The following is a 20,971-nucleotide window of genomic DNA, read 5'->3' as shown; positions in this document are numbered from 1 at the left end:
AGGACCGGGGCCAAACCGCGGAGAATGGGGGATTTGAACCCCCGAGGGCGTTAACCCAACACGCGTTCCAGGCGTGCGCCATAGGCCGCTAGGCGAATTCTCCAGTAGCTTCTGAATCAAAAGCAGATACTAGAATACCTGAACTTTTCGGCATCACCCAATTGGGCCAAACGGAGCGTTACGGCAGCACGCTCGGCAACCGCCCCAAACCCGCGCATTTCCGGGCCAATCCTGGGGTCAAAATATGTCCTTAACGTCAAAATGGACGCCCCCAATGCGCCCACTCTTCCGGAACACCGTTGAGCTGCCGGGTCCGGCCCTCGCGCCAGGCCCTGCAGCTCACAACCTTGAGCTCAACTTGAGATTGCCCCAATCGGTGTACATATCCATCGTCCGCTTTGAGCCGGTGGATGGCAAGGGTTCCTCCGCGATTATCGCCGGACCGTTACCGAGTTGTGCCGCTAACCAGGAGCGTAAGTACTGCCAAGATGGGCACATGACGCAACTTCACGCCCTGGTGACATACGTTCCCGCGGACCACGCGGAGGCTGTCCTGGCTGCCGTGGGCAACGCGGGTGCCGGACGGATCGGCAACTATTCACACTGCGCGTTCATTACCCCGGGCACAGGCCGGTTCACGCCCTTGGCTGGATCCCGGCCGTTCATCGGTGCGGAAGGCCGCACCGAACAGGTGGCGGAGGTGAGGATCGAATGCGTCGTCGGGGAAGAGGTGCTCGAGGCCGTGGTGGCCGCCCTTCGCTCAGCCCACCCCTACGAGGAGCCCGCACTGATGAGCTGGGCAGTCAACGGGCACCGTCCGGCACCATTGCAGGGCGGCCGGGGAGCGTAGCCGCGGGGCCGGAACGGGACGCCGGCGGCCGATTCGGGGCACACGGAATCATCGGGTAAACTCATTGACGGCCCCTCATGTGGCGTCATCCTGTTGAACTCCCCCAGGACCGGAAGGTAGCAAGGGTAAATGGGCTCTGGCGGGTGCATGGGGGGTCTTTACTATTCCCCCACAGGGCGGCAAACTGTCAGCCCGGATTGGTAGGGTTTTCTCTGTGAGTGTTACAACCGCCCTTTATCGCAGATACCGTCCAGATTCCTTTGCTGACGTTATCGGGCAGGAACACGTCACGGAGCCGCTGATGACGGCGCTGCGAAAGAACCGCGTCAACCACGCCTACCTGTTTTCCGGTCCGCGCGGCTGCGGAAAGACCACATCGGCCCGCATCCTGGCCCGCTGCCTCAACTGTGCCGAAGGCCCCACGGATACCCCCTGCGGCAAGTGCCCCAGCTGCGTAGAGCTTGCACGCGGCGGTTCCGGTTCCCTCGACGTGATCGAGATCGACGCCGCCAGCCACGGCGGCGTGGACGACGCCCGCGACCTCCGCGAACGCGCCACGTACGCTCCCGTCCGGGACCGGTACAAGATCTTCATCATCGACGAAGCCCACATGGTCACCTCGGCAGGATTCAACGCCCTGCTGAAGATCGTGGAAGAGCCGCCGGAACACATCAAGTTCATCTTCGCCACCACGGAGCCGGACAAGGTGATCGGCACCATCCGTTCGCGGACCCACCACTACCCGTTCCGGCTGGTCCCGCCCGAGCCCCTCATGGCCTACCTGGAGTTGCTCTGCAACCAGGAAAACGTTCCCGTGGCGCCCGGAGTGCTGTCCCTGGTCATTCGCGCCGGCGGCGGTTCCGTCCGGGACTCACTCTCCGTCCTGGACCAGCTCATGGCAGGTGCCGGCCCCAGCGGACTCGACTACGAGCTCGCCGTCGCACTGCTGGGCTACACGCACGCGTCCCTGCTGGACGACGTCGTTGAAGCCGTGGCTGCGTCCGATGCCGCCACCGTCTTCCGCGCGGTGGACCGGGTGATCCAGACCGGCCACGACCCGCGCCGTTTCGTGGAGGACCTGCTGGAACGCTTCCGCGACCTCATCATCGTCCAGGCGATGCCGGAGAGCGCCCAGTCCATACTGCGCGGAATGCCGGCCGACCAGATAGCCCGCCTGCAGAACCAGGCCCACAACCTTGGCGCAGCCGAGCTCTCCCGTGCAGCGGACGTCACCAACACTGCCCTGACCGAGATGACCGGGGCAACGTCGCCGCGCCTCCACCTTGAGCTGCTGTGTGCACGCATCCTCCTCCCCAACTCCGAACAGACCGAACGCGGCATCGCAGCCCGGATCGACCGCGTGGAGCGCCGGCTGAACTACGGCGGGAACGACGTCGGAACTCCCGCCGCTGCTGCAGCGGCACCTCCCGTAGCAGCGGCTCCCGCCGTGGCAGCCCCTGCGCCGGCACCCGCGCCGGAGCCGACGCCTGCCCCCGCTGCGGCGTCCCCCGTGGCGCCTGCACCCGTTGCCGTTCCTGCAGCGTCCGCAGCGCAGCAGCCAGTGCCGCAGCCTTCAGTTGCTCCCGCACCCGCTGCACCTGCCCGCGAATCCCTCACCCCGCCGCGCGTCTCCACCACCGACTGGCCGGTTGACGAGCCACCGTCGGCGAATCGGGGCGCACCCGGCCAGGCCCCCGCCCGTCCTCCAGGTCCGCAGGCTCCAGGTCCGCAGGCTCCAGGTCCGCAGCCCACGGCCGCACCTGCACCTGCACCTGCATCGGGACCCGCAGCGCCGGCCCCGGTTGCGCCCACCACGGCCGAGCGGACACCCGTGCGCCCCGAAGCGGGCCAGCCGGCGACGGAACGCAACGCCCCGGCACCCGGAGCCGGCGGCGACGTCGAAGTCCTGCGCCGTGCCTGGCCTGAGGTCCTGCAGACACTGAGCAAGATCAAGCGCAGCACGTGGGCACTCGTGGAACCCAACGCGCAGGTGGCCCAGTTCGACGGCCAGGTACTTACCTTGGCCTTCACTACCTCCGGACTGGCTGGCGCTTTCGGCCGGGCAGACCACTCGGAAAATCTTCGCCAGGCAATCCACAAAACCGTTGGGATCGACTGCCAGATCAATGCGGTATCCGGCGGCGCCAGCAGCTCAGCGAGCTCTGAGCCAAACCCAAAAGCACCGGCCAGCCCGGACACGCCCGCTAGCCCGGAAACGCCCGCGCCAGCCGCCAGCCCAGCCCCGCCCGCGACGGCCGCTGACGTAGCCTGGGGCCTCGCCCCGGCGTCCTCCGCACCGGATGCAACTCCCGACATGAGCCCGTCAGCTGCACCACCGGCCGCCGCCCCGGCAGGTACCACGGACCCGCGTCCGGTCGCGGACGCAACGCCCGGCCGCGCCGCAGGCACCGCCAATGCCGCGGACACAGCCGACGCCGCTAACACAGTCAGTGGGCGTGAGCCCGCCCAGGCTGAGCCTGCCCAGGCCCCGCCTGCCCCGCGGCAGCAGGACGACGCATCCGGGTCGTACAGCTACCCGGACGACGACTGGGGCCCGCCGCTGGACGAAGATGCTCCGCCACTCGAGGAAGAGCCTCCGATGGACTGGACGCCGTCCGTCCCGGCGCACTCAGGGGCAACCCGGCCGGGACCCGCCACCTCCGGCGCACCGGGCCGTCCGGCTCCGGACCGCGGGGCTCCGGAAAGCAGCGTCTCACGCGATCAGCCGGCCGGGATCTCCGGTTCTGTCGAGGCTCCGCGCTCTGCACGCGAGACCTCCACCGATGATCCCTGGTCACGCGCCAAGGAAGAGGCGCCGGGCGTGTGGACCGTGGGTGCCGAATCGAACGTTGGCAAGTCCGTGGAGGAGCCGGACCAGGCCGGCCTGCCTGTGGTCCCGGAGCCCCAGGCACCCCACTACGAACCGGCGGCGGCACAGCTGCCCCGGTCCGCCGCGATCCGGGAGGAAGCCGAGGGCATTCAACCCGTTGAGGCCCCGGCTCCGGCCGAAGTCAGGCAGCCGGTAGGTGCACTGTCCGGTGCCGGAATGTCCGCTGGCGCGGGCTGGGCGACGTCCGCGCAGTATGGTCCCGCTGCGGCAGCCGACCCGTCGCCGGCAATGGCTGGCCCGGATGTCAGGAGCATCGCGCCATCACCCGCACCGGCGGCTTACGCATCACCCACAGTCCCGCCTGCCCCTGCCCCGGCAGCCGCTCCCGGCGGGGCGGTGAAGCAGAGCCTGTACCAGCGGCTGTCCAACAGCCCCGAGGCAGAAGCCGGCAGAGCCAAAGCCCCTGCGCGGCAGGCCGAGGCAGTCAAAACCTACGTCCAGGACACACCCAGTCCGGACGACGAAACGATTGAAGAATCGGGCGTATTTGGACGCGCCGCCGTCGAGCGTATTCTGGGCGGAAAGCTGGTGGAGGAACGGTCCCTGGACGGGAGCCCGATCGCACCCCGCTTCTAGCCTGCCCGCCGGACGGCATCCTTCAACCGGCCCCCGCGTTGGGGCCTGACCCCGCCAGCCTCCCGGCAAGGAACGGCAGAACCGCGCCCGCCCGCCAACCCATGATCCAACCAAACGATTCAAACGAACGAGGACATTGTGTACGAAGGTGCAGTTCAAGAGCTGATAGACGAGCTTGGCCGCCTTCCCGGTGTGGGCCCCAAGTCCGCCCAGCGTCTGGCATTCCACATCCTCGAGGCGGACCCGCAGGACATGAAGCGGCTTGTCGAGGCCATCACCACCGTTAAGGAACGCGTGAAATTCTGCACGGTGTGCGGCAACGTCACGGAGCAGGAATTGTGCAACATCTGCCGCGACCCCCGCCGGGATCCTTCGGTCATCTGCGTGGTGGAGGAATCCAAGGACGTCCTGGCAGTCGAACGGACCCGTTCCTTCCGCGGCCGCTACCACGTCCTCGGCGGCGCGATTAATCCCATCGCCGGTGTGGGGCCGGAGCAGCTGCGGATCAGGGAGCTCCTGACCCGGCTGAACGACGGCGCCATCCAGGAAATCATCATCGCCACGGACCCCAACCTTGAGGGCGAGGCAACGGCCACGTATCTGGCCAGGATGCTGAAATCGATCGGAATCACAGTCACCAGGCTCGCCTCGGGCCTGCCGGTGGGCGGCGACCTGGAATACGCGGACGAGGTCACCCTGGGGCGCGCCTTCGAGGGCCGCCGCAACGCGCTGAGCTGATCCGGGCAGCGACGGCAGTCCATGGAACCGCTCCCCTCCCTCGTCACGGAACGCTTGGAACTGCGGCTCCTGGCGCACACCGACGCCGCCGCGCTGCGGGCATTCAGGGGAAACCCCGATGCCGTCCGCTACCTGTCGCACCATGCCCTGACCGCAGGACAGACCGACCGGCTGCTCGCCGATCTGCTAGCCCGTGCCGAACGCTCGACGGCCGAGTGGTTCCACTATGGCTGGGCAGTGGTCCTGCGCTCAACGGGTGCGGTGATCGGCGACGGCCGCACGTGGAACACAACCGAACCGCCGCTGCCGGGCGGCGTGCCGGCCCGGTGCGCCAACCTCGGCTACCTGCTCCACCCGGACCACCACGGCAAGGGATACGGACTAGAAGCCGCCGGAGCCCTGGTCCGCTGGCTCTTCACAGAACGCGGCACCCACACCATCTACGCCGGAGTCTACGAGCCCAACACGGCGTCACGGCGCCTCCTCGAAAGCCTGGGCTTCACCCAGGATCACTACTTCACCGCCAGCCAGGACACATACGGCAAGGCACTGGCATCCTGGCGCTACCGCCTGGACCGGACGTCGTGGCCCCTTGCCGGAGATGACTAGCCGGAGATGACTGACGGGGGCCACCATGCGGTCACAATTCAGCGCCGCGCGGTTCCCGGCGATAAACTGGGCACATCAGTTACGCCGTCGCGCCGTTTTGGTTGCTTGGCCCAGGAACCCCGATTTGATGCAGTGAGGGTGCGCGCATGAGTATGCCCACTACCGAAGTGAAGACAGAGAACCAGCCGTACGTGCTGCCCGTCGCCACGGCCCGCACCAAGCAGCTCATCGTGCAGAAGTTCGGCGGCTCCTCGGTGTCCGACGCTGACGGTATCAAGCGGGTTGCCAAGCGCGTCGTCGATGCCCAGAGGGCAGGCAACGAAGTGGTTGTTGTGGTGTCCGCCATGGGTGACACCACGGACGAACTGCTGGACCTCGCCGCGCAGGTCACCGACTCCGCCCCGGCACGTGAAATGGACATGCTCCTCTCTTCGGGTGAGCGCATCTCCATGGCCCTGGTTGCCATGGCCATCAACAAGCTCGGCGCTTCGGCCCAGTCCTTCACGGGCTCGCAGGCCGGCATGATCACCGACGGCATCCATGGCAAGGCGCGCATTATCGACGTCGATCCCCACCGGATCCGCACCGCCCTGGACAAGGGACACATCGCCATCGTGGCCGGCTTCCAGGGCATGAGCCGCACCACCAATGAGATCACCACCCTGGGACGTGGCGGATCCGACACCACCGCGGTGGCCCTGGCCGCCGCCCTGGACGCCGACGTCTGCGAGATCTATACGGATGTGGACGGCATCTACACGGCCGATCCCCGCGTGGTGCCCTCAGCCCAGAAGATTGACCGCATTTCCAGCGAGGAAATGCTGGAACTGGCAGCCTCCGGCGCCAAGATCCTGCACCTGCGCTGCGTGGAATACGCACGCCGCTTCGGCGTACCGTTGCACGTGCGTTCGTCATTCAGCCAGAACGAAGGCACCTGGGTCATGCCCGGCGCCGACGACAAGATCACGACTCAAAAGGGAGTTGCCTTGGAGCAGCCAATCATCTCCGGCGTTGCACACGACCGTTCCGAAGCCAAGGTCACCGTTGTGGGCGTGCCCGATATCCCGGGCAAGGCCGCCGCGATCTTCCAGGTCATCGCCGACGCACACTCCAACATCGACATGATTGTGCAGAACGTCTCCACGCACGGCACGGGCCGGACGGACATCTCCTTCACGCTCCCCATCGTGGAAGGAGCAGACGCCCTCGCCGCCCTCCGTGCGGCCCAGCCGGAAATCGGCTTCGAAAGCATCGAATACAACGAGCAGATCGGCAAGCTCTCGCTGATCGGCGCGGGCATGCGCTCGCACCCCGGCGTCTCCGCCACGTTCTTCAAGGCCCTGTCCGACGCCGGCATCAACATCAACATGATCTCGACGTCGGAAATCCGCATCTCCGTGGTGACGCACGCCGACCTGCTCGACGATGCAGTCCGGGCAATCCACAAGGCATTCGACCTGGACAGCGAAGACGAAGCAACGGTTTACGGCGGCACCGGCCGCTAAAGTCGGCCAGCGCCGGACATATGGCCGACGCAAACAGAACGGCATAGCAGAACGGCACAGCGGGAGAACCGCCGTGCCGTTTCTGCTATGCCGATCTTGTGTGATGCAGCGGTCTATGTGACGTCTTCCCTGCGGACCGCGTAGTGGTGTCCTTCAGAGTCTGTCTCCACTTCGAAGTGGGCCAAGTCCTCTTCGGATGCAGCCTCGAAGTCGTCATGCTTGTGAACAACGGGGGCGGTCGGATCACCCCGCGTGGCGGGTCCGAAGAAGAACCGCAGTTTGTCGGTCTTGCTCATGAAGCGCTGTATCGCCTTTGCCACAATTCCCACCCCCTTTCCCTGTCTCGGGTCAAGCAGTGATGCATTGGCCGGTTGGTACCTGTGCCCATATTTTACGCCCGGAGACCAAAAAAGGCCCCGGGCTGCGCGGCCGTCAGCAGCCTAGCGAAGGGACTTGTCGTCCGGATTTTTGGGCACCACGTAGGTGCTGCCGTCCGGCCGGTGCATGGTTTCCCACTGCTGCGTCTCCGCTTCGCGGCGGGCAAGGAGGGCTTTGTTCTCGGCGGTCATCTCATGGCCCAGGGCGCTGCGGTTGGCTGGCCCGAAGATGGCCCGGAGCCTGCCGGTGGCGCGCATGAACTTCTGGGCGGCGTTTTCCTTGTTGGCCATTGCGGATTCCCTTCAGAACGTTCGAGTCTAACCCAGTGTACGCTAATCATTAGCCCACTAACGATTGAGGAGAAACCGATGAATCAGCGCTCGGCCGCGACCACCCAAGCGTCTGACGAAGACCTCCTGCTGGAACACCAGCTCTGCTTCGCCCTGACGGTTGCCTCCCGAAGCGTGGTGGGTGCCTACAAACCGGTACTGGATGCCCTCGGGCTGACCCACCCGCAGTACCTTGTGATGCTTTGCCTCTGGGAATCCAGCCCGCGCTCGGTCCGGGACATCAGCGACGCCCTGGCCCAGGAGCCGGCCACCATCTCGCCGCTGTTGCGCCGCCTCGAAGCGGCCGGCTACATCACCCGCGGCCGCGCAGCCGGAAACGAACGCGCCCTCGCCGTCGGGCTTACCCCGAGCGGCGCAGCCCTCCGGCAGCGGGCGACGGCGGTGCCCGGCACCATGATGGAGCGTTTGGGCCTGACCCGCGACCAGGTGGGCGCACTCCACCAGGCGATGACCGACCTGATCGCCGCCACCAAAGCCGCGGCCGCACGCGACGCGGCCGGACGGGACCACGCCGGGGCCTAGCCCGGGAGCCGCTCCCCGGGGGATCCGGCGTTCTGGGCTACCACCCGGGAACCGGGCGAACTCACGGCGCCGTCACGGCCACATTCAACTGCGTCGACGGGCCCGTGCCGTATTTGATCAGGCCCACCCAGTTACCGGCTTCCAGTCCGGTCCAGCTGGCAGTCAGCTCGCCGGTGGCGCCGTTGTCAATGGAGAGCGGATTGGGGCTCACCGTCAGGTTTCCGGCATTGCCGGCGAGGATCATCACTTCTACGGAAGCTGCCGTGGCCGCGCCGCCAGGGCTGGCGAACAGGTTGGTGGTCACCTTCCAGTCCCCCGCCACCGGATCCGGAATGGAGACTGCCTCATTGGCTGCAGGCGTAGCCCCCGGATAGAGCAGGCCGGCCGGCGAAACCACGTAGAGGTCGAAGTCCGCGGCCGGGTTAGCGGCATTCACTGCAAACCTCGCCAGGGATGAACCCGCAGGAACGTTCACGATCTGAACGTCGTTCGCGGCGTCCTTGACCCCGGTGTATGGCCCGGGAACCAGGCTGATCGCCGTCGAATTCGCCTTGGCAAGCCCGTTCACGGTCACGTCAATTGGCTCGGGACTGCCTGACGTGACCGGAATGACGACGCTGCCGCTTCCGCCGGCGGACGAGGCATTGACGACGGCCGGCGCAACAGCGGTCACCGAACGGATGGCCACCGGCGAACGGACAACGGTCTTATCCGAAGTCCAGGTGAGCGAGCCGCCGACAAAGGCGTCCAGGGTGGCCCCGGAGTTGGTGAACTGTACCGTGAACGTGGCTTTTTCACCCTCTGCCAGGGTCAGTTCATCCGGCGTCACCTCAGCCGTGATCCCGGGAACATCGACTTCCGCCCTGTAGCTCCCGGCCGACAGAGCCGTCACGGTCCGGGTGACGGTCTGGGTGCCGGTGAGGCCGCCGAGGGCAATGGACGGCAAGTTGACGTCCTTGGCGGCCACCGGAGTAACGCCCAGCTGATAGCCCAGCCCCTGCAGGAAAGCGAGCCAGTCGCTGGGGCCGGCGTCGTACACCAGTCCGGGCGTTGCGATCCTGGCCGGGTCCACCTGTCCGGCGCCCTGGGCAAAGACGTCGTGGACCGGGGAGCCCTGGGCGTCCACCAGGTCGTATGCCGTGGTCATCATCGCCGACTTCACGGCGGCCGGAGACCACAACGGGTTCTTTCCCAGCAGCAGTGCGCCGAAGCCCGCAATATGCGGCGCGGCCATGGACGTACCTGACAGGAACCCGAAGTTCTGGCCGTTGGAACCGACCGGTGAGACGGCTGCCAGCACGGCTACCCCCGGAGCTGCAATGTCCGGTTTCAGGAGGTCACCGTTGGCTGCAAGGGTGGGTCCGCGGGAGGAGAACCCTGCAGTCTGAGGGACCGGCGGCGGGTCCAGGCCTGAGGTGTCAGTGGACACGAGCCGCGCCGTCAACGCCGCATCCGCCCCCACCACGTCCTTGATGGCGGGGTCGTCGAGGTGGACCGTGGGGACACTGTGCAGGTCCGCGTCCAGCGAATTCGGCGTCAGGTTGACCAGGACCATGCCGACGCCGCCCGCCTGGGCCACGGTCATGCTCTTGGCCGTCCGGTCCACCACGCCCCGGTCGCAGACCACGATCTTGCCGGCGGTCTTGGCCGGGTCCAAGGTGCCGGGCGCGCACAGGGCGGCGTTGGCGTCGAGGGCGTCTGCCGCCTTTAGAGCCACGGCGAGCGCGATGGGCGCATCCGCAACTTCAGTGGCCATGATGCTGGCGCCCGCGAACTTTTCGCCGCTGGACAACTCCACCGTGCCGCGGAGGCTGCTGCTGTGGGTGGAGGCTGCCACGCTGGTCATCCAAGGGGCAGCATGGTTGACGGTACTGGCCACCGGTCCGGAGTTGCCGGCCGACGCGGCCACGAAGATCCCTGCCGCCGCGGCGTTCAGGAAGGCGATGGACACGGGGTCGACCGTTGAGTTGTTGGTGCCGGAGATGGAGTAGCTCAGGACGTCGACGCCGTCCCTGATGGCATCCTCGATGGCCTCCACGCCGCTCGAAGCGAAGCAGCCGGTGGTTGCCGGGCTGGCGCCCTCCCAGCAAACCTTGTAGATGGCGAGCTTCGCCGCGGGGGCAACGCCGGAGCCTTTGCCGAAGTCCCGGCCGCCCACGGCCTGGCTGACGCCGCTGTTGCCCGCGGCGGTACTGGCGGTATGCGAGCCGTGGTTATTGATGTCAACGGGCGAGTACACTTCCTTCGGCGAGCGCAGGCCCGGCGGGACAGCGGACTTGAATGCTGCGTCGTAGTACCGGGCGCCGATGACCTTGCTGTTGCATTCAGTTCCGGCGAACTGGTCGCCCGTCTGACAGACGCCCGCGAAAGTGCTGCCGTCCGCTTTCAGCATGGTGATCTGGTTTCCTGCCGACCGGTACGGCTCGCCCACGCGGGGAGCTCCGGACAGCGGCGCCACCTGTTCCCCGGCAAAGTAGGGATTGCCCGGCGTGTAGCCGGTATCGAGTACGCCCACCACGGTGCCCTTGCCGGCGTTGGCGTCGCCGCCGAACTGTTCCGCCCAGACTCCCCCCGGGCCCGGCAGTCCGAGGAATTCGGTGCTGGAGTAGTCGATTTTGTACTGGGCGTCCTTAACGACAGCAAGGACGCTTCCGTCCTTGGTCAACGCGTTTGCCTGCTGCGCGGTCAGCTCCGCGCTGAAGCCGTTCACCGCCAGCGTGTAGCTGTCCTCGATCGCCACGCCTTCCGCCGCGGCCAGCCTGCTTTGCTGTGACTCCAAATGTGCCGAATAGCGCCGGGACTCCGCGCTGCCGGCGTCGAGCTTCCTGCCGTTGGACGCGGCGGTGGCCGGCATGCCGTCGACGCCGCCGGTGTAAGCGGCGAGGGGCCTGTCCTTCAGCATCACAATGTAGCGGCCGGCATCGAGGCTCGGCGTTTCTTCCGCCCCGGGGTCGGCGGCGGCCCAAGCGGGGGCAGCCAGCCCCTGGCCGATCATCAGGGAGATTCCCAGGGCGACGACGGCTGCGAGGCGGGTGGCCGGGTTTTTGTTGTGAGCGCGGGAGCCGACAGGCTGGTAAGTCATGACGTACTGCCTCCTAGGTTGTCGGACCGGCGGCGTAGCCGGTCCCACCTCCTGGATGCATCCGTCCACGTCGGCGCAACGTGGGCGTGAGGCCATACATCCAGTGATGGGAGAAACATACCGGAGTGGGGCTGCGGAATCGAGATGTTCCGGACAGATTTAATCTCCGCCCCCGCCGGCTTCAGCGTGCCGCCGGGGTTGCAAACCGGGACCCCGGGCCGAACGGCAGGGTTCATCGCGCAACTCCGGCGATAGAATGAACCAAAATGAGGAGGACCGGTAATGCGTAAGGCATGGTTTCACGCACTCGTCCTGGTATCCGTCGCCGGGCTCTCGGCTTGCTCGCCGGGCGGGGGCGGGCCCACTCCTTCACCCTCGGCCACCTCCAGCACCGCCAGCCCCACGGCCACGTCGTCGCCGGACACGGAGACAACCGTCCCGGCCCCCTCTCCTCCGCCGACCGCCGCGCCAGGTACGTCCGGCCCGGGCAAGGGAAACGCCGAGCTCGCCATCATGGTTAGGCCCTCGGCATCCGAACCGGCCCTGAACTACACGCTGGTGTGCAAGGACGGTGTTCCGACGGCCGAAAGCAGCCATCCCTCGGCCGCGGCGGCCTGCACCGCGTTGAAGGAAAACCCTGCCGTGTTAAGCCCTGCGCCCCGTGGAACGGACCAGGCCTGCACCCAGCAGTACGGCGGTCCGCAGGAGGCCACCGTCACCGGGATCGTGGATGACACACCGGTGGATTCGTCCTTTAACCGCAAAGACGGCTGCGAGATCGGCCTGTGGAATGCGGCCAAGGACATCCTGGCGTCTGCGGGCGGAGCCTCCTAGGCTGATGCAGATTCTGAAGCGCGGCCCGCAAACGATGCTGCCGGCGGACACCTGGAAACAGCACGAAGCAGCCCACCAGGCCCGGGTCCGGCGTTACGCCGACCCCTACCTTGCCCGCCGCTCCGCTGGCAGGAAACACCCTGTTGAGGATTTCCTCTTCACGTACTACACCCAAAAACCAGGCCAGCTCCTGCGCTGGCACCCCGGCGCCAGCGTGGTCCTTACCGGGCCTGAGGCCGCGGCCCGCTCCCAGTGGAAGTACTACAGGATGCTCGACGACGGCGACCTCGCCGCTGCCGGTCTGCCGCCCGGGACCACCGCCGCCACCGTTGACCTCGTCGCATTCGCGGCCGAGCGCAGGGAGGCACTGCAGTTCGCCGAAATAATCCTGCGCGCCACGGCATCGCGGCCTGCCCAGTTCGGCTGTTTCGGCCTGCACGAGTGGGCGATGGTGTACCACCAGGACAAGTTTGAGCTGCGCCACGAATACCTGCAGCTGCGCCTCGGATCAGAGGGCACCGACCGTGTGGTGGAGGACAACCGGATCCGGTGCTCGCACTTTGACGCCTTCCGCTTCTACACGCCGGATGCGGCACCCCTGAACGAACTTACTCCGAGCCGGGACAACCAGCGCGCCATGGAGCAGCCAGGATGCCTGCATGCCAACATGGACCTCTACAAATGGGCCTACAAGCTGGCGCCGGCCCTGCCCAGCGAGCTCGTCATGGACTGCTTCGAACTGTCCTGGCGGGTCCGCGCCATGGACATGCAGGCCTCTCCGTACGACCTCGAGGAGTGGGGTTACCCGCCCATCCCGATCGAAACAGCCGCCGGCAAGGCCGAGTACGTGGAACACCAGCGGGCGTTCGCCGCGGAGGCTCAGGAGCTGCGGAGGCGGCTGCTCGATGCCCTGGCGCCATTGATCGATGAGGTCCGGGACTGATGCCCGCCGACGTGGACCTGACCGTCCGGTTGACCGAGGCGCCGGGCGCCCCGGAGCACGAGTTCCGCCTCATTGTGCGCCACGGGATAACACCGCAGGCTGCCGCCCTGAAAGGGTCAACCCTGCCGGACCCCGCTGCGGCGCTGGCCGCCGTCGAGCGTTTCGGCCACGAGGTCTTCTTCGTTCCGCGGCGGAAGGACATGATGTGCACCCAGCAGTATGGCGGCCCGCAGGTGGCCGTAGTTACGGGGACGTTCCACGGCCGCCCCGTCCACAGCCGCTTCAGCCTGACCGACGGCTGCGAGATTGCGCGGTGGCGCTCCCTGGCTCCGTTGTTCGGCGGCACGCCAGGATCCACCGGCCAGATCTGACGGGCAAGCCACAAACGCGGGAACGTCCCGGGAGCCTTGCGGCTGCCGGGACGTTCCTGATGACGCTGCTTACTTAGCGGGGGCGTTCCGGGCTAGGTTCCCGGAACGGCGTCAACGGGCGTGACCGCCGAGGCACCGGCAGGTGCGGGCGCCGTGTCGCTGCCCACCTTGACGTTGATCCACGTCTTGATCCCGTTTCCGCCCAGGCTCAGCCGGCCCAGGTAGGATCCCGATGCCAGGCCGGTCCAGTTGGCTGTGGCCGTGGTGGCCGTGCCGTTGGGGGCAACGATCGGATTCGGGCTGACAGTAAGGTTCCCGGAATTGCCGAGGAACGAGACGGCCTGGATGTGTGCGGAAGCGGGTCCGTTCTCCGGGGTGGAGTACAGATTCGCCACGATGTAATACGTGCCGGCACGGGGCGATTCCAGGTTCAGGAACTCGCTGGCAGATGCCGTGGCCACCTGGGTTGCGGCGAGGCCGCCGCTTCCGTTGGGCGCGTAAACCACCATGTCCCAGTCGACGTCGTCCGTTTCAGCCTGGATGCCGAGCCGAGCGAAGGTCGCACCGGCGGGCACCTCCACTTTGACGAGTGCGTTGTGTTCGTCATTCTTTGCTGCGTACGCGCCGGGTGTTTTGGTGACGGCCGTCTCGGACAGGGGCGCAAGCCCTTCCACACCCACTGCGATGGGCGAATCCGAGCCGGAGACCAGGTCCATGGTTCCGCTGCCCGTGCCCGTGGCTGAGCTGAAGGAGAACGAAGGTGCAATCTGGGCGTCTACCGGGCGGACCGCGATGGGCGAACTGACCGTGCGCGGCCCCTTCCAGGTCAGCGTTCCCGTGGTGAATTTGCCCACCGGAGCACTGACGTTCTTGATGGTGATGGTGACCTCGCGCGTCTGACCGGCCTTGGCGAAGTTCAGCATCTGCGGCTCCACGTGGACGCTGACGCCGGGCAGGTCCACCGAGGGCCGGTACATACCCGGAACCAGCGCCGTGAGCTGACGCTTGACCTGGATCTCACCCACCAGGCTGCCCAGGGCAATGGACGGGAGGTTGAGGTCGCGCGCGGCAATGCTGCCGGCCTGCGGTGCGCCGGTCTCCACGCCCTGGCCGTTCAGGAAGGCCAGCCACTGCTTGATGTCCGAGTTGTACACGAGTCCCGGATCCAGCACCCGCGTGGCGTCAATATGCCCTGCCCCGCCTTCGAACGGGTTCCGGTTCTGCGTACCGTCAGCGTTGACCAGCGGGTAGGCGGTGGTCATCATGGCGGACTTGACCATGGCAGGCGACCACGCGGGCTGCCTGCTGAGAACCAGGGCTCCGAACCCTGCAATGTGCGGGGCAGCCATGGAGGTGCCGGACATGAAGCCGAACTGGGCGCCGTTGTTGCCGATGGTGGAGACGCCCGCGAGGACGTTCACGCCGGGAGCAGAGATATCCGGCTTCAGGAGGTCACCGCCGGAGGCCAGGCTCGGGCCACGGGAGGAGAATCCGGCCACCTGCGGCGCCGGCGGCAGCGGTTCGCCGGTGAGGTCGCCCTTGACGAGGCTCACCGTGAGCGCCGGATTGGCAGCGAGCCTGGACTTCAGTTCCAGGCTCTTGGGCGCGTTGACGTGGACGGTGGGCAGCACGTGGTTGTCTGCATCTTCGGAGCTGGAGGACAGGTTGACCAGGATCATGCCCACGCCGCCCTTTGCCTTCACCTCAAGGCTCTTGGCCGTGCGGTCCACAACGCCGCGGTCACAGACCACCACCTTGCCGGTGACCTTGGCAGCGTCCAGCGTTCCCGGGCCGCAAAGGTTCGCAGGGGTCGGCGCAGCGGGGGCAGCTGCGTCCGCGGCCACCACCACGGCGGCGTCCTTGACTTCGGACTTCATGATCGAAGCGCCCCGGTACAGGCTGCCGTCGGATACCTTCACCGTGCCCAGCAGGTCGCTGGGGAAGGTTGCGGCTGCCACGGTGGTCAGCCACGGCGAGGCGTGGTTCACGGTGGACACGGTGGGGCCGGAGTTTCCTGCCGAAGCCGACACGAATACGCCGGCAGCCGCTGCGTTCAGGAACGCCAGCGCAACGGGATCCGTGGTGCTGTTGGTGTTGCCGGAGATGGAGTAGTTGAGGACGTCCACGCCGTCCTTGATGGCCGCGTCAACAGCTTCAACCGAGGCGGACGAGTAGCAGCCGCCCGTAGTGGGGTTGTCGTCTTCCCAGCAGACCTTGTAGACGGAGACCTTGGCGGCCGGGGCAACGCCGGAGCTCTTGCCGAAGCTGGCGCCGTCAATCACCTGTTCCACGTTGGCGTTTCCGGCGGCGGTGGTGGCCGTGTGCGTGCCGTGGCTTCCCACGTCCACCGGGGAGATCAGTTCCTCGGCGGCGCGGTGTTCCGGCGCCACGTATTGCAGGAAGGAGTCGGCGAAGTAGCGGGCGCTGACCACCTTGGAGTTGCAGAGGGTTCCGTCGAAGGAAACACCGGATTCGATGCCCTTCTGGCATTCGCCCTGGAAGGTGGTGCCGTCCGCCTTGAGCATGGCGATCTTGCCGTCCGCCGTGAGATAAGGGACACCCACTTGGGCCTTGCCCGTGAGCGGCTGCACCGGGTCCCCCTGCAGGAACGGGTTGTCCGGGGCGTAGCCGGAGTCGATCACGCCGACCACCACGCCCTTGCCCGCACCGGATTCGCCGCCGAACTGCTTTGCCCAGGCGCCGTCGCTGCCCGTGAGCTTCAGGAAGTCGGTGGTGGTGTAGTCCGGGGTGTTCTCCACGTCCGGTGACACCACGAGTACGTTGCTGTCCTTGGCAAGCCCGGCTGCCTGCGCCGCGGTGAGCTCGGCCACGAAGCCGTTGAGCGCGCCCGTGAACTGCTTGGTCGGGGTGACGCCCTGCTTGGAGGCGACGTCCCGCTGGGCCTTGCGGAGGTGTGCGTCGTAGGCCTTGTAGTTCTGGCTGCCGGCATCGAGCTTGCGGCCCTGCTGCGGCTTGGTTGCCCCTATGCCCGCCGTCCCGCCGTCGTAGGCAGCAGCGGCCTTCTCGGCGAGGACCACGATGTAACGGCCGTCCTTGTAGTCTGTCGGGTTGACGTTTTTGGCCTGTTCAACCCCGCCGGGTTTGGCAGGGGCCGCGGTAGCGGGACCCGCTGCGATGGAGGAGAGAAGCAGCGGGAGGCCTACAGCCAACGCTGCAGCCTTCCGGAGCCCCCCGCCCCGGACAAGGCTTGTTCCTTTTGATTTCACGAGCGACTGAAACCTTTCATGAGGTACGGGTCCGGCGGTGCGGCCGGTCTCGGTCAGCTGGAAATAGGCAGCCCGATGACAGTTCCTGTCATCCGGCGAGACCAGCCGAGTCAAACAGTACAGAGTGAGAGCCGGATATGACATAGGACACAACAGTCGTTGTACTTTTGTCACTCGAGGCTCCGGCCAGAGACGACAAAAGGCGGCTTCCGCAGGGGAAGCCGCCTTCTGTTCAGGTCATCCAGTCAGGTCACGTGTTCAGGTCACGCGGGGTGATGTCATTGGCGCGGAGTTCGAACAACCTCGCTGATCCAGGCGCGGGTTTTCTCATCTATGGGTCCGGCCACATTCGTGTCCCGGGCAGCACGGTCTGCTTTGATCTTTTGCATCACCATTCGACCCAGGCCCGCGAAGACTGCGGCAGCCATGACCGGAAGAAGTACGGATTTGGGTTTCTGAGCCATGCCGCAATCCTACTGAGCGTGCCGGCGCACCACCAGAGCCGGCGTCGTGCTTCATCCTCCGGCGAGTGCCCCATTTCACAGTCAACCCGCGAATGCGGGTTGACGCATTCCGCCCGGTAGAATGGGCTAGCAAGCTCGCGGAGCGCTCGTTCCCGCTGTCTTATGTTTGGAGTCCGCAGTGGCTGTAAACACAGCAGCAGACCAGCGTGAGACGGCACCACTCCGCTGCGCCCTTACCCAACGCTCACGCACAGGAGTTACCGGATGCCCCGGATCGTTGTCGACGTCATGCCCAAGCCCGAGATTCTGGACCCGCAGGGGAAGGCCATCGTGGGTGCACTCCCCCGGCTGGGCTTCACTGCCTTTAGCTCTGTCCGCCAGGGCAAGCGCTTTGAACTCACTGTCGACGGCGAGGTGACCGAGGAAATCCTGGCCCAGGCCCGGAACGCCGCAGAAACCCTGCTGTCCAACCCCGTCATCGAGGACGTAGTCAACGTCGAGGTCGTCGAGGCCTGAGATGACTGAACTCCCCCTGATTGGCGAGGCGGTGGCCGTGACGGCCAACCCGCGGCTCGCCGGCGCCCGCATCGGCGTCGTCACCTTCCCCGGCACACTGGACGACCGCGACGCCGCCCGGGCGGTCCGCCTGGCAGGCGCCACCCCGGTGGAACTCTGGCACGCGGACACCACCCTCGGTGACGTCGACGCCGTCGTGATTCCCGGCGGTTTCTCCTACGGCGACTACCTCCGTGCCGGCGCCATCGCACGCTTCGCACCGCTGATGTCCCGGATCATCGACGCCGCCAACTCCGACGCCAAGCTTCCCGTGCTTGGCATCTGCAACGGCTTCCAGATCCTCACGGAGTCGCACCTGCTGCCCGGCTCGATGATCAAGAACGACCACCTGAAGTTCATGTGCCGCGACCAGGTCCTGCGCGTGGAAAACAACAGCACCGCCTGGACCAGCGACTACGCCGCCGGCCAGGAAATCACCGTGCCGCTGAAGAATCAGGACGGCCAGTACATCGCAGATGAGAAGGTCCTGGACGCCCTTGAGGCTGAAGGCCGCGTGGTGTTCCGCTACGTGGGCTTCAACCCGAACGGCTCCCGCCGCGACATCGCCGGCATCTCCAACGCCGCCGGCAACGTGGTGGGCCTCATGCCGCACCCCGAGCATGCCGTGGAGGCCGGCTTCGGCCCCGAGACGGGGTTGTCCGGCTCCGCCGGAAACGGCGGGTCCGATACCGATGGCCTCGGTTTCTTCACCTCCGTATTGAACAAGATTGTGGGAGGCGCAAAGTGAGTACCTCAGCTGAAACCGTCAACAAGAAGTTCAACATCGACACCGTCGAGAACGCGGCCAAGACCCCCGACGTCGAACTCCCCTGGGCCGAACTGGGCCTGAAGCAGAACGAGTTCGACGAAGTGGTCAAGGTCCTGGGCCGCCGGCCCACCGGCGCCGAGCTCGCCATGTACTCCGTGATGTGGAGCGAGCACTGCTCCTACAAGTCCTCAAAGAACCACCTGCGCCAGTTCGGCGAAAAGGTGACGGACGAGATGAAGAAGGACATGCTGGTGGGCATCGGCGAGAACGCCGGCGTCACCAACCTGGGCGACGGCTGGGCCGTGACGTTCAAGATCGAGTCGCACAACTCGCCGTCGTTCGTGGAGCCCTACCAGGGCGCTGCCACCGGCATCGGCGGCATTGTCCGCGACATCATCTCCATGGGCGCCCGCCCGGTGGCCGTGATGGACCCGCTGCGGTTCGGCGCCATCGACCACCCGGACACCGCCCGCGTGATGCACGGTGCCGTTGCCGGTATCGGCGGCTACGGAAACTCCCTCGGCCTGCCCAACATCGGCGGCGAAATGGTGTTCGACTCCGTGTACCAGGGCAACCCGCTGGTCAACGCGCTGGCCGTCGGCGTTATGCGCCACGAGGACATCCGCCTCGCCAATGCCTCCGGCAAGGGCAACAAGGTGGTGCTGTTCGGCGCCCGCACCGGCGGCGACGGCATCGGCGGCGCCTCTGTGCTGGCCTCCGAGTCCTTCGACGACACCAAGCCGTCCAAGCGCCCCGCCGTCCAGGTGGGCGACCCCTTCGCCGAGAAGGTCCTCATCGAGTGCTGCCTCGAGCTGTTCAAGGGCTCCCTGGTTGAGGGCATCCAGGACCTCGGAGCGGCAGGCATTTCCTGCGCCACGTCCGAGCTCGCCTCGAACGGCGACGGCGGCATGGAAGTCGAGCTGACCTCGGTGCTGCTGCGCGACCCCACCCTGACCCCGGGCGAAATCCTGATGTCCGAGTCGCAGGAACGCATGATGGCAGTGGTGACCCCCGAGAACGTGGCCGCCTTCGAGGCCGTCATGGACAAGTGGGCCGTGGAGTACTCCTGGCTGGGCGAGGTGACCGACACCGGCCGCCTGATCATCACGTGGGAAGGCGAAGTCATCGTCGACGTCGACCCGCGCACCGTGGCCCACGACGGCCCGGTCTACGACCGCCCGTATGCCCGCCCGGAATGGCAGGACGCCGTTCAGGCCGACGCCTTCACCGGATCCGTGCAGGACGCAGGCCGTCCTTCCGCCCCGGCGGAACTGGCCGCAGCCGTCACCGAACTCGTGGCTTCGCCGAACATGTGCGACAAGTCCTGGATCACCAACCAGTACGACCGCTACGTCGGCGGCAACACCGCCATGGCGTTCCCGGACGACGCCGGCGTGGTCCGCGTGGATGAGGAAACCGGCCTGGGCGTAGCCCTGGCCACTGACGCCAACGGCCGCTACACCTACCTCGATCCGTACCACGGCGCACAGCTCGCCCTGGCCGAGGCCTACCGCAACGTGGCCACCTCCGGCGCCGTACCGATGGCCGTCAGCGACTGCCTGAACTTCGGCTCCCCCGAGGACCCCGACGTCATGTGGCAGCTGGCCGAGGCCATCCGCGGCCTGTCCGACGCCTGCATGGTGCTGGGCATCCCGGTCACCGGCGGCAACGTCTCGCTGTACAACCAGACCGGGACCACCCCGATCCATCCCTCCCCGGTGGTGGCAGTGCTGGGCAAGCTCGACGACGTCGCCCGCCGCACGCCGTCGGGCTGGAAGGAAGATGGCCAGGCCATCTACCTGTTGGGCACGACGGCGGCCGAGCTGGACGGATCCGAATGGGCCAACCTGCGCGGCCACCTGGGCGGACAGCCGCCGAAGGTTGACCTCGCCGCCGAACGCGCCCTGGGCGAAATCCTGATCAACGCCTCCCGCGACGGCATGGTGGACTCCGCGCACGACCTCTCCGAGGGCGGCCTCGCGGCAGCGCTCGTGGAGTCCGCGCTGCGCTACGGTGTGGGTGCCCGGATTGCCCTGCAGGACGTCATGGACCGTGACGGCGTGGATCTGTTTACTGCGCTGTTCTCCGAGACACAGGGCCGCGCCATTGTTGGCGTGCCGCGTTCCGAGGAAGTCCGGTTCACGGACATGTGCACCGCCCGCGGCTTTGCCCACACCCGCATCGGTGTGGTGGACGCAGCGAGCGGCCAGCTGGAGATCAACGGCGTGGACACCCTGTCCCTCGCCGCCCTCCGCGAAGCGCACGAGGCCACCCTGCCGAAGTACTTCGACTAGGCCCCTCATCGATT

Annotated in this window: 17 protein-coding genes, 1 tRNA gene and 1 other RNA gene; 13 read left to right on the top strand and 6 right to left on the bottom strand. The window is 66.7% G+C overall.

The window, feature by feature from the left end; all coding sequences use genetic code 11:
• Positions 1–18: 18 nt before the first annotated feature.
• Positions 19–103: transfer RNA gene (locus tag TV39_RS02540), tRNA-Ser, on the bottom strand.
• Between the two features lie 393 nt (positions 104–496).
• On the opposite strand from TV39_RS02540, the gene TV39_RS02535 reads away from it, so the two are divergent.
• The 6 genes from TV39_RS02535 to TV39_RS02515 all read left to right on the top strand — a co-directional run bounded on the left by TV39_RS02535 (position 497) and on the right by TV39_RS02515 (position 7,168).
• A complete protein-coding gene (locus tag TV39_RS02535) occupies positions 497–850 on the top strand; it encodes a hypothetical protein (protein ID WP_043477861.1) in 354 nt (117 codons plus the stop codon).
• A gap of 66 nt (positions 851–916) precedes the next feature.
• Positions 917–1,013, top strand: an RNA gene (gene ffs / locus TV39_RS21535) — signal recognition particle sRNA small type.
• 51 nt (positions 1,014–1,064) lie between these two features.
• The gene (locus TV39_RS02530) at positions 1,065–4,316 is read left to right on the top strand and encodes a DNA polymerase III subunit gamma and tau (RefSeq protein WP_082049431.1); all 3,252 of its coding nucleotides are present in this window, start codon (positions 1,065–1,067) and stop codon (positions 4,314–4,316) included.
• A gap of 138 nt (positions 4,317–4,454) precedes the next feature.
• Complete coding sequence (gene recR / locus TV39_RS02525; RefSeq protein WP_028272227.1) at positions 4,455–5,054, top strand: recombination mediator RecR; 600 nt, start codon at positions 4,455–4,457, stop codon at positions 5,052–5,054.
• Positions 5,055–5,075: 21 nt separating this feature from the next.
• Positions 5,076–5,663, top strand: a complete 588-nt coding sequence (locus TV39_RS21295) for a GNAT family N-acetyltransferase (RefSeq protein ID WP_052500468.1) — start codon at positions 5,076–5,078, stop codon at positions 5,661–5,663.
• A gap of 146 nt (positions 5,664–5,809) precedes the next feature.
• Positions 5,810–7,168: an aspartate kinase gene (locus TV39_RS02515; protein WP_043477855.1), complete on the top strand. Its 1,359-nt coding sequence runs from the start codon at positions 5,810–5,812 to the stop codon at positions 7,166–7,168.
• Between the two features lie 113 nt (positions 7,169–7,281).
• On the opposite strand, the gene TV39_RS02510 is transcribed toward TV39_RS02515, so the two are convergent.
• Positions 7,282–7,464 carry a hypothetical protein gene (locus TV39_RS02510; RefSeq protein ID WP_144406283.1) on the bottom strand — a complete coding sequence of 61 codons (183 nt, stop codon included), beginning with the start codon at positions 7,462–7,464 and terminating at the stop codon, positions 7,282–7,284.
• A gap of 144 nt (positions 7,465–7,608) precedes the next feature.
• A complete protein-coding gene (locus TV39_RS02505) occupies positions 7,609–7,836 on the bottom strand; it encodes a hypothetical protein (RefSeq protein WP_043477849.1) in 228 nt (75 codons plus the stop codon).
• A 78-nt stretch (positions 7,837–7,914) separates the two neighbouring features.
• Between TV39_RS02505 and TV39_RS02500 the strand changes: the two genes are divergently transcribed.
• On the top strand, positions 7,915–8,418 hold the full coding sequence (locus TV39_RS02500) for a MarR family winged helix-turn-helix transcriptional regulator (protein ID WP_043477845.1): 504 nt from the start codon (positions 7,915–7,917) through the stop codon (positions 8,416–8,418).
• Between the two features lie 61 nt (positions 8,419–8,479).
• Here TV39_RS02500 and TV39_RS02495 read toward each other — a convergent pair whose 3' ends face one another.
• Positions 8,480–11,500 (bottom strand): S8 family peptidase, encoded by a 3,021-nt coding sequence (locus TV39_RS02495; RefSeq protein ID WP_052500467.1) that lies wholly within the window; start codon positions 11,498–11,500, stop codon positions 8,480–8,482.
• A 282-nt stretch (positions 11,501–11,782) separates the two neighbouring features.
• On the opposite strand from TV39_RS02495, the gene TV39_RS02490 reads away from it, so the two are divergent.
• From TV39_RS02490 to TV39_RS02480, 3 genes are read left to right on the top strand one after another with little or no spacing between them, the layout of a single operon-like run.
• Positions 11,783–12,334: an SSI family serine proteinase inhibitor gene (locus tag TV39_RS02490; protein ID WP_043477844.1), complete on the top strand. Its 552-nt coding sequence runs from the start codon at positions 11,783–11,785 to the stop codon at positions 12,332–12,334.
• Between the two features lie 4 nt (positions 12,335–12,338).
• Positions 12,339–13,277, top strand: a complete 939-nt coding sequence (locus TV39_RS02485) for a hypothetical protein (protein WP_043477843.1) — start codon at positions 12,339–12,341, stop codon at positions 13,275–13,277.
• A complete protein-coding gene (locus TV39_RS02480; RefSeq protein ID WP_043477842.1) occupies positions 13,277–13,648 on the top strand; it encodes a hypothetical protein in 372 nt (123 codons plus the stop codon). Before TV39_RS02485 ends, TV39_RS02480 begins: the two co-directional genes overlap by 1 nt.
• Positions 13,649–13,740: 92 nt before the next feature.
• Here TV39_RS02480 and TV39_RS02475 read toward each other — a convergent pair whose 3' ends face one another.
• Together TV39_RS02475 and TV39_RS21530 are read right to left on the bottom strand one after the other, a co-directional pair.
• Entirely contained in the window at positions 13,741–16,875 is a 3,135-nt protein-coding gene (locus TV39_RS02475) for a S8 family serine peptidase (protein ID WP_052500466.1), read from the bottom strand.
• 278 nt (positions 16,876–17,153) lie between these two features.
• Complete coding sequence (locus TV39_RS21530) at positions 17,154–17,339, bottom strand: hypothetical protein (protein WP_082049428.1); 186 nt, start codon at positions 17,337–17,339, stop codon at positions 17,154–17,156.
• Positions 17,340–17,603: 264 nt separating this feature from the next.
• Between TV39_RS21530 and purS the strand changes: the two genes are divergently transcribed.
• From purS to purL, 3 genes are read left to right on the top strand one after another with little or no spacing between them, the layout of a single operon-like run.
• Positions 17,604–17,855: a phosphoribosylformylglycinamidine synthase subunit PurS gene (gene purS, locus TV39_RS02470; protein ID WP_011690410.1), complete on the top strand. Its 252-nt coding sequence runs from the start codon at positions 17,604–17,606 to the stop codon at positions 17,853–17,855.
• A 1-nt stretch (position 17,856) separates the two neighbouring features.
• Entirely contained in the window at positions 17,857–18,642 is a 786-nt protein-coding gene (purQ, locus tag TV39_RS02465) for a phosphoribosylformylglycinamidine synthase subunit PurQ (RefSeq protein WP_043477835.1), read from the top strand.
• Positions 18,639–20,957 carry a phosphoribosylformylglycinamidine synthase subunit PurL gene (purL, locus tag TV39_RS02460; protein ID WP_043477832.1) on the top strand — a complete coding sequence of 773 codons (2,319 nt, stop codon included), beginning with the start codon at positions 18,639–18,641 and terminating at the stop codon, positions 20,955–20,957. The genes purQ and purL overlap by 4 nt, the downstream gene beginning before the upstream one ends.
• Positions 20,958–20,971 lie beyond the last annotated feature (14 nt).

This window comes from Arthrobacter sp. SPG23 (assembly GCF_000876655.1).
GTDB lineage: Bacteria > Actinomycetota > Actinomycetes > Actinomycetales > Micrococcaceae > Arthrobacter.
Note: the sequence above shows the minus strand (reverse complement) of the source record. Positions and strands in the feature narration are given on the sequence as shown.